Consider the following 12,507-nt stretch of genomic DNA (forward strand, 5'->3'; position numbering starts at 1 on the left):
GGGGCCGTCGTACAGCATGGTGAGGACGACATCGGCGCGCTCGAGCGCCTCCGCGGGGGTGTCGACGACGTGTGCGCCGTCGGCGGGGAGGGGTTCGGCCTTGTCTCGGGAGCGGGTCCAGGCCCGGGCGGTGTGTCCGGCGCGGGCGAGGGCGGCTGAGACCCGGCGGCCCGCGTAGCCGGTGGCGCCGATGACGAGGATCTGCATGAGAGTGCTCCGTGTGCTGTGTCGCGCCGCGGATCAGGCGGCGGGGGTCAGGTGACGGGGTTCAGGCGGCGGGGGTGGTGGTGAAGAACCGGGCGAGCCGGTCGGCCGTCCAGGACGGGTTGTCGGCCGCGAAGGTGTGCGCGGCTCCGGGGACGGTGTCGTGGCGCACGTCGGCCGCGGCCGCGCGGGCGCCCTTGAGCAACACGTCCTGGGGTAGGCCGTGTTCGCCGTTCAGGACCAGGACGGGCATGGGCAGCCGACCGCCGGCGCGGGCTGCCTGCCCGTCCTGGACGAGGGTGGCGTAGTGCTCGAAGCCGCCGCGCATCGCGTCGGGGCGGGTGTGGGTGCGCAGCAGGTCGGCGCGGTCGGTGGCGGTGATGCCGCCGCCGGTCATCATCGACCAGAAGCCGGACAGGTACTGCTCCTCCTTGCCGGCGGTGAGCATGGCGGCCAGGCCGCTCTGGGCGTGGAAGCCGAAGTGCCACGAGCCGCCGGTGGCGGGGTTCATGTGCTCCTCCAGGCCGTAGCCGGGCAGAAACGCCTCGCCGAGCACCAGCCGGACCACGTCGTCGGGATGGCTCTGGGCCCAGGCGTGGGCGGTCATCGCGCCGACGTCGGTGCCGACCACGTAGGCCCGGTCGTGGCCCAGGTGCCTCAGCAGGCGGTGGAGGTCCTCGGCCTCCTCGCGCTTGGTCCAGTGGTCGGCCGGGATCTGTGAGTCGCCGGATCCTCGTAGGTCGGGCGCGATGACCGTGAAGCCCCGTGCCGCGAGCAATGGCATCAGCGCCCGCCACTCGATCCAGCTGAAGGGCCAGCCGTGGATGAGGACCAGGGCGGGGCCGGATCCGCCGGTCACGTAGTGGAGCCGGACCCCGCCGACATCGGCGACAGCGTGCTCGAATCCGTCCGGTGCGGGTGCTCGGGGAGACATATGACCACCTCATACTTAATTAGTTAAGCAAGCATCACACCACTGCTTGCTTAACTAGTCAAATACAGTGGTCACATGGAGCCCACTGCCACTGACGCCACCGCCACGGCCACCGACACCACTCCCGCCAGTGATCCACTGACCGCCGACGAGCTTCTGCTGTGGCAGAGCCTGGGACGTCTTGTGCACTCCCTGCCGCGCGCTCTGGAGCAGGACATGGCTCGCACTGGCGTGACCATGACCGAGTTCGCCGTCCTGTTGCTGCTGAGCGAGGCGCCCGACCGCCGCATGCGCATGTCCGCCCTCGCGGCGGCCTCCGGCGTCACCCCGCCGCGCATCACACGCATCATCGAGGGCCTGTCCCGCCACGACATGGTGCGCAAGGAACGCCACGGCCTGGACGCACGCGGCAGTGAAGCCGTCCTCACCGATACCGGGCTACGGGCCATGCACGCGGCTCAGCCCGCCCACCTCGCCAGCGCCCGGCGCCGGGTCCTCGACCACATCCCGGCCGAGCTCCTGCCGGGCATCGCCGAAACACTGGCCAAACTCGCCGAGGGCCCGCACCGACAGCAGTCCTCCGGCCTCCCCCGGTAGCAGCGCCATGCCGACGGCCGACGACAGCGCCGGTTTCGGACCCTCCGCCGGATCGAGCCGCAAGCGTGCGGGAGCGGACCGCGACCGCCGCGAAGCCGAGCAAGGCGACCGCGCGCAAGGCGGTCAGCGCCCGGGCCTCTCCAGACGCTCGCTCCTGCCAGCCGTCGTCATCCTCATCGTCGGTGCTGAGGAAGGGCCTTGAGTCTGGCGTCGTCGCCCATCCGCTCGGCCTTCGCGAGCAGTCACGGCCGCTCCTCAGCCCCCGGATTCACTTCCTCGTTTTCGTCCCCCTCACCGTGGGGAGACGACATCCCCAGTGCGATGTCGACAAGCATGTCCTCCTGGCCGCCGACCAGGCCTCGCTTGCCGGCTTCGAGGAGCAGGGTGCGGACGTCCACGCCGTACCTGTCGGCCGCGGTCTCGGCGTGGCGCAGGAAGCTGGAGTAGACCCCGGCGTAGCCGAGCGTGAGCGTCTCGCGGTCGACACGCACGGGCCGGTCCTGGAGCGGGCGGACCAGATCGTCGGCGGCGTCCTGGAGGGCGAGCAGGTCGCAGCCGTGTTCCCAGCCCTCGATGTCCGCGACGGCGACGAACGCCTCGATCGGGCAGTTGCCCGCCCCGGCGCCGTGCCCGGCCAGCGAGGCGTCGACGCGGGTGGCGCCCTCCTCGACCGCGGCCAGCGAGTTGGCGACGGACAGCGAGAGGTTCTCGTGGGCGTGGATGCCGATCTCGGTGCCGGGATCGAGTACGTCGCGGTAGGCGCGGACGCGCTCGCGCACCGCGTTCATCGTCAGGTGGCCGCCGGAGTCGGTGACGTACACGCACTGAGCGCCGTAGGACTCCATCAGGGCGGCCTGGCGGGCCAGATCCGCGGCCGGGGCCATGTGGCTCATCATCAGGAACCCCGAGACGTCCATGCCGAGTTCGCGCGCGGTGGTGATGTGCTGCGCGGAGATGTCGGCCTCGGTGCAGTGGGTGGCGATCCGCACCGGGCGCACGCCGAGCCCGTACGCCCGCTTGAGGTCCTCGACGGTGCCGATGCCGGGGAGAAGGAGGGTGGTCAGCCGGGCCGTGGTCAGGCTCCGCGCCACCGCCTCGATCCACTCCGCGTCCGTGTGGCTGCCCGGACCGTAGTTGAGGCTCGTTCCGGCGAGTCCGTCGCCGTGGGCGACCTCGATGCCGTCGACGCCCGCCGCGTCGAGCGCGGCCGCGATCCGTGCGGCCTGCTCGGGGCGGATACGGTGCCGGGTGGCGTGCATGCCGTCCCGAAGGGTGACGTCCTGGAGGAACAGCCTGGTGCTCATCGCGCCTCCTGCGGGGTTCGGGCCGCGATCAGTTCGCCGACCCGCAGAGCCGCCGAGGTCATGATGTCCAGGTTCCCTGCGTAGGCCGGCAGATAGTCCCCGGCTCCCTCGACCTCGAGCAGCACGGTGACCTGGTGAGTGACGGGACGCTCCCCGACGAGTGTGCGCACTGGGCCGTCCATGGCCGTGATCTGCACCGGCTGCTTGAGCCGATAGCCGGGGACGTAGGCGGACACGTCCGCGACCATCTGCTCGACGGCCTCGGCGATCCGCCCGCGGACCTGTGGATCGGGGGCGTCCACCAGGCAGAACACCGTGTCGCGCATGATCAGGGCGGGTTCCGCCGGGTTGAGTATGATCACCGCTTTGCCGCGCTCGGCGCCGCCGACGGACTCGATCGCGGTCGCGGTGGTCTGCGTGAACTCGTCGATGTTGGCACGGGTACCGGGGCCGGCGGACCGGGAGGCGATCGAGGCGACGATCTCGGCGTAGCGCACCGGCGCCGTCCGCGCGACTGCCGCGACGACGGGAATGGTGGCCTGGCCGCCGCAGGTGACCATGTTGAGGTCGGCCGCGTCCACGTGTTCTTCGAGGTTGACCGCGGGGACCACGAAGGGGCCGAGCGCCGCCGGAGTCAGGTCGATCAACTGCTTGCGGTACGGAGTGAGTGCGCGGGCGTTGGCCGCGTGGGCTCCGGCCGAGGTCGCGTCGAACACGATCCGGATGTCCTCGAAGCCGGGCAGCGCGATCAGGCCCTCGACGCCCTTCGTGGTCGTCGGCACGCCGAGTCGACGAGCACGCGCGAGGCCGTCCGAGGCGGGGTCGATGCCGACCATCGCCGCGATCTCCAGGCCCCGGCCGGACCGCAGCATCTTGATCATCAGGTCGGTGCCGATGTTCCCCGAGCCGATGACGGCCGCCTTCAGAGCCGGTCCGTCGTTCATGAGGCGCCTCCGGTGAAGCTCGTACGGACCTCGCCGAGGCCGCTGATCCGCAGGTGGAAACTGTCGCCCGGCGCGACCGGCACCATGGGGCCCAGCGCGCCGGACAGCACGATCTCCCCGGCCCGCAGCGGCCGGCCGTGGTCCCGCGCGGTCGTGGCCAGCCACGCGACGGCGACGAGCGGATCCCCGAGGCAGGCGGCTCCCGAGCCTGTCGAAACCACTTCGTCGTCACGCCGGAGCGTCATGAGGCAGGCGGGCAGGTCGAGATCGCCGAGCCCGACGTGCCGGTCGCCCAGCACGAACAGGCCCGAGGAGGCGTTGTCCGCGACGGTGTCCACGATGTCGATGTCCCAGGCGGCGACCCGACTGTCCACGATCTCCAGTGCGACGACGACGTGCGCGGTGGCGGCGGCCACGTCGGCGGGGCCGATCACCGGAGCGGTCAGGTCGTGGGCCAGTACGAAGGCGATCTCGCCCTCGATCTTGGGTTGCAGGGTGCGTGCGATGCCGACGGGTACGTCGGCCAGGCACGCCATGGTGTCCAGCAGGACGCCGAAGTCGGGCTGGTCGACGCCCAGTTGCTTCTGCACGGCTGGGTTGGTGAGCCCGACCTTGCGGCCCACGATCCTCGCCCCGGCCGCAACCTGCCGCTCGGCCCAGGCGGACTGGACGGCGTACGCGGCGTCCAGGTCGCCCGCGGGCAGCAGGTCGCGCACCGGGGCGCAGGGGCGCCGCGTCGTGCGGGCCTCGCTGAGCCGGTTCAGCGCCTCGGCGGCGCCGGTGTCGAGTGTGGAAGCGGGTACGGGCATATCAGTTCACCTCGAAGGTCGTGCCGATGCCCATGCCGGTGATCCACTGGGGGACCGGCTCGTAGCTCGTCCAGACGAACGGCCTGTCCACGGCGGCCTGCCCGATGAGCCAGGTGCGTATCTCGTGCCCGCCGCTCCCGGCCTGCTCTTCGAGGCCCTCGTCCCCCAGAGCGGTGATCGGCGTGAGGTCCGGAGCAGCCAGCTGCTTGAGGAACCAGCGGTCCCAGGTGGAGTTGACGTGCGCGTACGGATCGCCGCCCATGGCCCGAACCCGGGGTTCGCGCGCCGCGGCGAAGGCCTGGAGATTCGCCCGCCCGTGGATGACCGCCTCCCGCCGCTCGCCGGCCACCGCGGGATCGCGCGGATCGTTGGGCGGAAGCCAGTGGGAGAGCCCGCCGCCCGCGACGACGAGGACGCGCCCGGGGAAGTCGGCGCCGCGGAGGGCCTCGCCGAGGGCTCTGCCGAGTTGTACGCAGCGCGGCATGCTCGGCAGGGGCGGGGCGGCCGTGTTGACGATCAGCGGTACGAGGGGGACCAAGCGCCCGCCGCAGACCATCTCGTAGCCCTGCGTCACTCCGTGGTCGACGGTGAGCGCGTACGACAGCGACAGGTCGAATCCGGCTTCCGCGAGCGCGTCGCGCACCGACCAGGCCAGTTGTGCGGCGACCGGCAGCGGCCCGGACCGGCTGCCGAAGTCGCCGAATCCCACGGCCTGTTCGACGCCGAGGACGAACGGCGGCATCTGGTCGTAGAAGTTCGCGTGGAAGTGGTCGGGGCCGATGACGACGACGGCGTCGGGAGCCAGCCGGGCCACGGCCTCGGCCACCCGGGCGGTGTCGGCGAGGAACCTGCCGCCGGGCTCCGAGGGCCCGCGCGGTGGCGTCATGGTGGCGAACGGCGAGTGCGAGATGCCGACCAGGCCGATGATCTCGCTCATGCGGGATCCTTGCCGAGGACGAGGAAATCGCGGTGGGCGCGCAGGAACTCGCCCGGCTTCTCCCACTGCGGCCAGTGGCCCGCGTCCGTGATCACGTGCAGGCGGGCGTCGGGCAGCCAGCGCAGCAGCAGTTCGGCCTCGTCGAGCCCGCCGGTGGGATCGTGGTCGGTCCACAGCAGCAGCGTCGGCGCGGTGACGCGGCCGACCCAGGCCGGGCGCCAGGCGAAGTCCTTGCGCACCTCGGGGTCCTGGAGGACGAGCGTGTTGGTGATCGCCCGCAGGAAGCCGGGACGGCCGTAGACCGCGCGGCGGAGGTTCACCAGCTCGTCGGTCACCATCTCCTTGTGGTGGAACAGGAACTCCACCCGACGGCGTACCGTCTCGTCGCTCGGATCCCGGACGGCGGCCAGCGTGCTCTCGCGCATCCGGACCATCACCTCCGGCTTGTCGGTGATGTTGCCGGGAGTGTTGAGGACGAGCCGCTCGACGCGGTCCGGGTGGTGCGCGGCCGTCCAGGCCACCACCCAGCCGCCCAGCGACTCGCCGGACAGGTGCGCCGAGCCGATGCCCAGGGCGTCCATCAGCCCGAGCAGATGGTCGGACAGGACGTCGATGGTGTAGGGCTTGTCCGGCAGGTCGGACCAGCCGTGGCCGACCATGTCGTAGGCCGTCACGCGGAAGTCCGCGGCCAGTCCCGCGATGTCGCGGGCGTACGCCTCCAGGTGCCCGCCGGTACCGTGCAGCAGGATCAGGTCGGGGCCCGACCCGGCGCGCAGCACCCGGGTGCGCACGCCGCCCACGTCGATGTGCCGCAGTTCGTGGTCCACGTCGGCCAACTCGCCCCACAGGCTGATGTGTTCGGGCAGCGTGCTCATCGTGAGTCCTCTCCGAAGCGGGCCCGGGCCTCGGCGACGGTGGCCAGGCCCGCGCTCTGCCGCCGTCCGACGCCCAGCAGGCCGAGCAGCCGCGAGTTCTCGATGGTCAGGAACTCGACCGGCGCGGTGGCTGAGGCGTTGTAGTGGCGGTGCCACGTCCACGGTGGGGTGTAGATGAAGTCGCCGGCCGACCAGGACTCGGTCTCGTCCTCGACCTCGCTGTACCCCTCGCCGCTGATGACGAAGTGCACCGTCTCGTGGTGGTGCCGCTGCATGTCCGAGCTCAGCCCCGGCGGGATGGTCTGCCGGAAGATCTCGAAGGTGGTGGTCGGCAGCTTCCCTGCGATCGAGAGCGTGGTCGGGTTGTGCACCTGGTCGGCCGGCAGCGTCTCCAGCTGCGCCGCGTGCACGACGACCGGGCGGGCGGCGCCGGGCCGCACGCTGTCGGAGATTGCGCCGAGGAAGTCGGCCAGCTGGAATCCGTCTCCTGACTGGGCCATCAGATCGTTTCCGTCCTTCCGCCGTCGACCGTGAGTACGGTCCCGTTGATGTAGCCTGCGGCCGCCGAGGCCAGGAAGGTCACGGCCGCCCCGATCTCCTCGGGCCGCCCGGCCCGACCGGCCGGGATGCCCGCCGCGTCAGCCGCGTCGAGGTCCTCGAACGAGACCGCGGTGATTCGGGCGCGAGCGTCCAGGATCTCGCGGCGGCGCTCGGTCGCCGTGGCGCCGGGCGCCACACAGTTGACCGTGACTCCTTCGGCCGCGAACTCCCGGGAGAGCAGCTTGGCGGCCGCGGTGAGCGCGGACCGCAGGACCACGGACGTCGCGAGGTCGGGCTGGGGCTGGCGTACCGCCGTGGAGGTCACGAAGACGACCCGGCCGAAGCCCTGCGCGGCCATGCGCGGCAGGGCGAGCCGCGCCAGGCGCAGCGGGCCGAGCAGCAGCAACTCGAAGGCCTGCTGCCAGCGTTCGTCTTCGACCTCCAGGACACGGCCGGGCGGGGGTCCGCCGGCATTGAGCACGAGGACGTCGAGCGCGCCGTACCGGCTCTCCGCCTCGTCGAGGGCCGCCGCTGCGGACTTCGGCTCTGACACGTCGTTGACCAGCGCGTGGACGGTGCCGCCCGTGTCCCCGCCGAGCCGCAGCGCCGCGGACCCCAGCCGCTCGGCTCGCCGTCCGGTGATGACGACGCGGTGGCCCGACCGCAGGAGCTGTTCGGCGACGGCGTACCCGATTCCGGCGCTGCCCCCGCCGACGAGGGCGTTGCGAGCGTTGATGACAGCCTCCTGGTTTCGAGTACCGCTGGTTCCGAACGCCGCTGTTCTTCGCGTACGACTGTTTTCGCGTACGACTGTTTTCGAACGCCGCTGTTCTTCGCGCACCGCTCGTTCCGACGCCGGGGTGTGCGGGCCCTGGGATTTCCGGACCGGGTCACCGGTCGCGACGGGTCTATCGTGGGCCGCATGAACCCGGGAACCAACGTTGAGTCCCGCTGAGCGGGACGGTGGCGCTCCGCCCGCGGGCAGCCTCGACCGAGCCGCGGCGATCCTCGGCGCCTTCGACGCGACGCACCGCGACCTGACCCTCGCCGCCCTCGTCGCCCGCAGCGGTCTGCCGCGCTCCACCGCCCACCGCACGGCCGACCGGATGATCCGGCTCGGCTGGCTCGACAAGCCGAAGGACCGGTACCGGATCGGCAACCGCCTGTTCGAGATCGCGAGCCTGGCCCCGATCCGGCTCCAACTGCGCGAGGCGGTGCTGCCCTTCCTTCAGGACCTGCACAGCGCGACCAAGGTCACCGTGCAGCTCGGGGTGCTCGACGGCGCGCAGATCCTGGTCGTTGAGAAGATCACCGGTCATCGGCCGATGCCGATGCTCTCTCAGGTCGGCGGGATCATCCCGGCGCACTGCTCGGCGCTGGGCCGCGCGATCCTCGCCTACAGCGACACCGCGACCATCGACGCGGTGCTGGCCGCCGGCCTCGAACGCAGGACGCCGCGCACGCTGACCGATCCGGTGGCCATCCTGCGCGAGCTGACCGCGATCCCGCCGCGCGGCTGGGCGGTCGAACGCGAGGAGGGCAACATCGGGGTCAGCTGCGTGGCCGCCCCGGTCTTCGACCCGCTCGGCGAGGTCGTGGCCGCGCTGTCCGTCACCGGCCCCTCCGGCCTGATCCGGGCGCAGGCGATCGGCACCGCCGTACGCCTGGCCGCGGCGGCGGCGTCCCGGGCCTACTGCTCGCGCCGATGACCGTCGCCGACTGTCATTGACCGCCGCAGACCGGACCGGAGTCCCGCTGTGTGGGACTTCTGATTGCCGATCGGGCCGCGCGGCCCGCACGCTGTGAGCGCTGACACACCGACGGCCGGCCGGTGCGGCGACCTCAAGGAGACGACGATGACTCTAGGCGGCGGCTACATGCTGCCCTCGCGCGAGGGACAGGCGATCGCGGCGATCGGGCTCGGCATCACGACGAAGACCGACGGCACGTCGACCCGTGACGCGTACTCGCTGTTCGAGTACACGATCCCTCCTGAGACCGACGGGCCGCCCCCGCACCTGCACACCCGCGAGGACGAGTCCTTCATCTGTCTGGCCGGGCGCCTCGACGTCCACCTCGGCGGCGAGGACTTCGTCCTGAAACACGGCGACTACCTGTTCCTGCCGCGAGACGTGGTGCACGCCTTCCGTAACCCGTACCAGGAGGAGTCGCGGGTGATCTCCGTGGTCTCGCCCGCCGGGCTTGAGCGCTACTACCAGGCGCTGGCGGACATGCCGCCCGGCCCCAAGGACATCTCGCTGATGAAGAAGATCATGGAAGACTTCGGCATCGAGCTGCAGCTGCCGCCCGAGGTCGCCCAGCCATGAGGATCGCGATCATAGGAGCCGGCGTCGCCGGTCTCGCCACCGCGAAGGTGCTGACCCAGGCCGGCCACGAAGTGCGGGTGTTCGACAAGTCCCCGGACGTCGGCGGTGTGTGGAGCCGGACCCGGCGCTACCCGGGCGTGACGACGCAGAGCCCGAAGGCGCAGTATTCGCTCTCGGACTTCCCCATGCCCAAGAGCTACCCGGAATGGCCCAGCGGCGCCCAGGTCCAGGCCTACCTCGCCCAGTACGCCGCCGAGTTCGGCCTCGAATCCGCCCTGCGCCTGAACACCGAGGTGACGGCGGCCCGCCCGGTCGGCGACGGCCGGTGGACGCTCGAGACCCGCGACGCCGTGGGAGCGCAGTCCGTCGAGGAGTTCGACCGGCTCGTCGTCGCGAACGGGGTGTTCTGCGAACCCCTGGTCCCGGCGTATCCGGGCCTTGAGGAGTTCACCGCGGCGGGCGGGCGGCTGCGCGCGGCCACGGAGTTCCATGACGCGGAGGAGGCCCGCGACCAGCACGTCCTCGTCGTCGGGTACGGCAAGTCGGCCTGCGATGTCGCTGCGGCGATCAGCGGCGTCGCCGCCGGCACCGATGTGATCGCCCGTCAGCTGCTGTGGAAGGTACCGCGCAAGATCGGCGGGTTCGTCAACTTCAAGCTGCTGCTGCTCACGCGGCTGGGCGAAGGACTCTTCCGCTACCTGCGACTGCGCGGTTTCGAGAAGTTCCTGCACGGCCCGGGCAACGGCCTGCGCCGCCGGATGATCAACTCCATCGGCTCGGTCTCGGTACGGCAGTTCGGCCTCGCGAAGCTCGACCTGGTTCCGGCCGGCCACATGGAGGACATTGTCCGCGGAGCCATCGGGCTGGCGAGCGAGGGCTTCTTCGAGGGCGTCGCGGACGGGAGCATCGCCGTCCACCGCGACCGGACCATCACGCGGCTGCTCGCCGAACCCGACGGCCCGGCAGCCGAGTTGAGCGACGGCAGCACGCTCCGCGCCGACCTGGTGCTCTGCGCCACCGGCTTCACCCAGGGCGTGCCGTTCCTGCCCGAGGAGACCCGGCGACAACTGCTCGACGAGCGCGGGAACTTCATGCTCTACCGGCAGATCCTGCCCCTCGGCGTTCCCGGGCTCTACTTCAACGGTTACAACTCCTCGTTCTTCAGCCCGCTCAACGCCGAGATGGCGGCCCTCTGGATCGCGGCCGACCTCGCGGAGGCGATGGCGCTGCCCGACCCCGAGGCCATGCGTCGGGCGGTCGTCGAGCAGCTGGCGTTCATGGACGAGGCCACGGACACGCATCACTGCCGCGGCACCAAGATCATCCCGTTCTCGATGCACAACGTCGACGAGGTACTCGGCGACCTCGATCTGAACATCGGCGCCACGGTCCGGGCATCACACTGGCTGGGCGCGGTCAATCCCGCGGCCTATCGGCGGGTGACCCCGTCGCTGCTGCGGCGGCTGACACCGAGCGAGCCGCGACCTGAGCCCGGACCCACCGGCTTGATGCCTGTGGACAGTGTCTCGGGAAACGAAGAAGTGCCTTTCGACCTGCGATGACGGGGTTTCTCCCGGACCACGTCAAGCACTCGCAGTGCTTCCCCGGATGGAGAAGTTGCGGATGCTGCCCGATCCGCGTCGGCGGCGCGGCGTGTGTCACCCGTTCGTGGCGGTGGTGCTGGTCGCGGCCTTGCCGGTGGTGGTCGGCGCGCACTCGTACGTGCGATCGGGCAGTGGTCCGAGAATGCCTCGCAGCACACGTCTGCCCGGCTGGACCGCCCGCGGCGAGGCACTGCCGTGGGCAGTGCGGTCGGGGGTTACAGGTCCATGGAGCGGCTGATGATCTCCTTCATGATTTCGGAGGTGCCGCCGTAGATCCGCTGGATGCGGGCGTCGGCGTATCTGCGGCAGATCACGGACTCCCACATGTAGCCGTATCCGCCGAACATCTGCAGGCAGTCGTCGACGACCTCGCCCTGCAGTTCGGTGGCGACGAGCTTCGCCTCGGCGGCCTGGTCGGCGGTGAGCGTGCCCTGGTTGTGGGCGAGGACGCAGGCGTCGACGAAGGCCTGGGCGGAGGTGATCCGGGCCCGCATCGCGGCCAGCCGGAAGCGGGTGTCCTGGAACTTCGCCAGCGGACGCCCGAAGGCGGAGCGCTGCTTGGTGTAGGCGACCGTTTCCCGCAGTGCCGCCGCTGCGTGGGCCACCGCGCCCATGGCGACGACGAGCCGTTCCAGGGCGAACTGCCGCATCAGCAGGGCGAAGCCCTGATCCGGCCCGCCGAGCACGTCGGCGGCCGGGACATGGACGTCGTCGAAGAACAGCTCGGCGGTGTCCGAGGTCCGCAGGCCGAGCTTGTCGAGCTTGCGGCCCCGGGTGAAGCCGGGGGCGTGGGCGGCCACGAGAAACAGGCCGATCGAGTGGTCCTCGCCGGTGCGGGCGGCGACGATGACGAGATCGGCGTTGATGCCGCTGGAGATGAAGGTCTTGGCCCCGTTGAGCAGCCAGCCGTCCCCGTCCGGGGCCCGCACCGCGTGCGTACGGATGGCGGCCACGTCCGAACCGGTACCGGGCTCGGTGATCGCGATGGCAAGCAGGGTCTCGCCAGTAACCGCGCGGGTGAGGTGGCGGGTCTTCTGGTCCTCCGTACCGAATTCGGCCAGGTACGGGGCGACGATGCCGGAGTGCAGCGGGACCGCGAAGCCGGACTCGGCGGCGTTCGCCAGTTCCTCGATCGTGATCTGCTCGTACCGCAGGTCGGCCAGGCCCAGGCCGCCGTAGGCGGAATCGGCCCATGGGCACAGCAGGTTCTGCTCGCCCGCGAGCCGCCAGACGTCCTTGCCGACGATCCCCTCGCGCTCCCAGGCGGCCTGCCTCGGCACGACCTCGTGCTCGACAAAGCCGCGCCATGCGGTCCGGTACGCCTCGTGGGCGTCGTCGAAATATCCGTTTCTGATCACGGTCCGACGGTAGGCGGGCGGCACAGCGGGCCGTCATGACCGCAGCGCTCGCAGTCGTTGACCCGTGTGTCCGA

At 71.1% G+C, this 12,507-nt stretch carries 14 protein-coding genes; 4 read left to right on the top strand and 10 right to left on the bottom strand.

Annotated elements, in window-relative coordinates; genetic code table 11:
• Together O3Q52_RS05155 and O3Q52_RS05160 are read right to left on the bottom strand one after the other, a co-directional pair.
• Window positions 1-207 (bottom strand): NAD(P)-binding domain-containing protein (locus O3Q52_RS05155; protein ID WP_269647591.1); only part of this gene is annotated, 207 nt, incomplete at its 3' end.
• 61 nt (window positions 208-268) lie between these two features.
• Window positions 269-1,138, bottom strand: a complete 870-nt coding sequence (locus tag O3Q52_RS05160) for an alpha/beta fold hydrolase (RefSeq protein ID WP_269647592.1) — start codon at window positions 1,136-1,138, stop codon at window positions 269-271.
• 75 nt (window positions 1,139-1,213) lie between these two features.
• On the opposite strand from O3Q52_RS05160, the gene O3Q52_RS05165 reads away from it, so the two are divergent.
• Window positions 1,214-1,735, top strand: a complete 522-nt coding sequence (locus O3Q52_RS05165; RefSeq protein WP_266494421.1) for a MarR family winged helix-turn-helix transcriptional regulator — start codon at window positions 1,214-1,216, stop codon at window positions 1,733-1,735.
• 242 nt (window positions 1,736-1,977) lie between these two features.
• On the opposite strand, the gene dmpG is transcribed toward O3Q52_RS05165, so the two are convergent.
• The 7 genes from dmpG to O3Q52_RS05200 are packed head-to-tail and all read right to left on the bottom strand — an operon-like array spanning window position 1,978 to window position 7,985.
• Complete coding sequence (dmpG, locus tag O3Q52_RS05170) at window positions 1,978-3,039, bottom strand: 4-hydroxy-2-oxovalerate aldolase (RefSeq protein ID WP_269647593.1); 1,062 nt, start codon at window positions 3,037-3,039, stop codon at window positions 1,978-1,980.
• Entirely contained in the window at window positions 3,036-3,983 is a 948-nt protein-coding gene (locus O3Q52_RS05175; protein WP_269647594.1) for an acetaldehyde dehydrogenase (acetylating), read from the bottom strand. Before O3Q52_RS05175 ends, dmpG begins: the two co-directional genes overlap by 4 nt.
• Window positions 3,980-4,792 (bottom strand): 2-keto-4-pentenoate hydratase, encoded by an 813-nt coding sequence (locus O3Q52_RS05180; protein WP_269647595.1) that lies wholly within the window; start codon window positions 4,790-4,792, stop codon window positions 3,980-3,982. The genes O3Q52_RS05175 and O3Q52_RS05180 overlap by 4 nt, the downstream gene beginning before the upstream one ends.
• Before the next feature lies 1 nt (window position 4,793).
• Window positions 4,794-5,729 (bottom strand): 2,3-dihydroxyphenylpropionate 1,2-dioxygenase, encoded by a 936-nt coding sequence (locus tag O3Q52_RS05185; RefSeq protein WP_269647596.1) that lies wholly within the window; start codon window positions 5,727-5,729, stop codon window positions 4,794-4,796.
• Window positions 5,726-6,604: an alpha/beta fold hydrolase gene (locus tag O3Q52_RS05190; protein ID WP_269647597.1), complete on the bottom strand. Its 879-nt coding sequence runs from the start codon at window positions 6,602-6,604 to the stop codon at window positions 5,726-5,728. The genes O3Q52_RS05185 and O3Q52_RS05190 overlap by 4 nt, the downstream gene beginning before the upstream one ends.
• Complete coding sequence (locus tag O3Q52_RS05195) at window positions 6,601-7,104, bottom strand: cupin domain-containing protein (RefSeq protein WP_269647598.1); 504 nt, start codon at window positions 7,102-7,104, stop codon at window positions 6,601-6,603. The genes O3Q52_RS05190 and O3Q52_RS05195 overlap by 4 nt, the downstream gene beginning before the upstream one ends.
• Window positions 7,104-7,985: an SDR family oxidoreductase gene (locus O3Q52_RS05200; protein WP_269647599.1), complete on the bottom strand. Its 882-nt coding sequence runs from the start codon at window positions 7,983-7,985 to the stop codon at window positions 7,104-7,106. Before O3Q52_RS05200 ends, O3Q52_RS05195 begins: the two co-directional genes overlap by 1 nt.
• Window positions 7,986-8,085: 100 nt before the next feature.
• On the opposite strand from O3Q52_RS05200, the gene O3Q52_RS05205 reads away from it, so the two are divergent.
• The 3 genes from O3Q52_RS05205 (at window position 8,086) to O3Q52_RS05215 (ending at window position 11,033) form a co-directional block, all read left to right on the top strand.
• A complete protein-coding gene (locus tag O3Q52_RS05205; protein ID WP_269647600.1) occupies window positions 8,086-8,853 on the top strand; it encodes an IclR family transcriptional regulator in 768 nt (255 codons plus the stop codon).
• Window positions 8,854-9,000: 147 nt separating this feature from the next.
• On the top strand, window positions 9,001-9,471 hold the full coding sequence (locus O3Q52_RS05210; protein ID WP_269647601.1) for a cupin domain-containing protein: 471 nt from the start codon (window positions 9,001-9,003) through the stop codon (window positions 9,469-9,471).
• Complete coding sequence (locus O3Q52_RS05215; RefSeq protein WP_269647602.1) at window positions 9,468-11,033, top strand: NAD(P)/FAD-dependent oxidoreductase; 1,566 nt, start codon at window positions 9,468-9,470, stop codon at window positions 11,031-11,033. Before O3Q52_RS05210 ends, O3Q52_RS05215 begins: the two co-directional genes overlap by 4 nt.
• A gap of 257 nt (window positions 11,034-11,290) precedes the next feature.
• Here the strand turns inward: O3Q52_RS05215 and O3Q52_RS05220 are convergent, their stop codons facing one another.
• Window positions 11,291-12,430, bottom strand: coding sequence for an acyl-CoA dehydrogenase family protein (locus O3Q52_RS05220; RefSeq protein ID WP_269647623.1), 1,140 nt, complete (start codon window positions 12,428-12,430; stop codon window positions 11,291-11,293).
• Between the last annotated feature and the right edge of the window lie 77 nt (window positions 12,431-12,507).

Origin of the sequence: Streptomyces sp. ActVer (assembly GCF_027270795.1) — a bacterium.
Lineage (GTDB): Bacteria > Actinomycetota > Actinomycetes > Streptomycetales > Streptomycetaceae > Streptomyces > Streptomyces umbrinus_A.

What these genes read in the sequence shown, in the direction of transcription:
- O3Q52_RS05160 (WP_269647592.1), bottom strand. Translation starts at nt 1,138, where the DNA reads ATGTCTCCCCGAGCACCCGCACCGGACGGATTCGAGCACGCTGTCGCC.
- O3Q52_RS05165 (WP_266494421.1), top strand. Translation starts at nt 1,214, where the DNA reads ATGGAGCCCACTGCCACTGACGCCACCGCCACGGCCACCGACACCACT.
- dmpG (WP_269647593.1), bottom strand. Translation starts at nt 3,039, where the DNA reads ATGAGCACCAGGCTGTTCCTCCAGGACGTCACCCTTCGGGACGGCATG.
- O3Q52_RS05175 (WP_269647594.1), bottom strand. Translation starts at nt 3,983, where the DNA reads ATGAACGACGGACCGGCTCTGAAGGCGGCCGTCATCGGCTCGGGGAAC.
- O3Q52_RS05180 (WP_269647595.1), bottom strand. Translation starts at nt 4,792, where the DNA reads ATGCCCGTACCCGCTTCCACACTCGACACCGGCGCCGCCGAGGCGCTG.
- O3Q52_RS05185 (WP_269647596.1), bottom strand. Translation starts at nt 5,729, where the DNA reads ATGAGCGAGATCATCGGCCTGGTCGGCATCTCGCACTCGCCGTTCGCC.
- O3Q52_RS05190 (WP_269647597.1), bottom strand. Translation starts at nt 6,604, where the DNA reads ATGAGCACGCTGCCCGAACACATCAGCCTGTGGGGCGAGTTGGCCGAC.
- O3Q52_RS05195 (WP_269647598.1), bottom strand. Translation starts at nt 7,104, where the DNA reads ATGGCCCAGTCAGGAGACGGATTCCAGCTGGCCGACTTCCTCGGCGCA.
- O3Q52_RS05210 (WP_269647601.1), top strand. Translation starts at nt 9,001, where the DNA reads ATGACTCTAGGCGGCGGCTACATGCTGCCCTCGCGCGAGGGACAGGCG.
- O3Q52_RS05215 (WP_269647602.1), top strand. Translation starts at nt 9,468, where the DNA reads ATGAGGATCGCGATCATAGGAGCCGGCGTCGCCGGTCTCGCCACCGCG.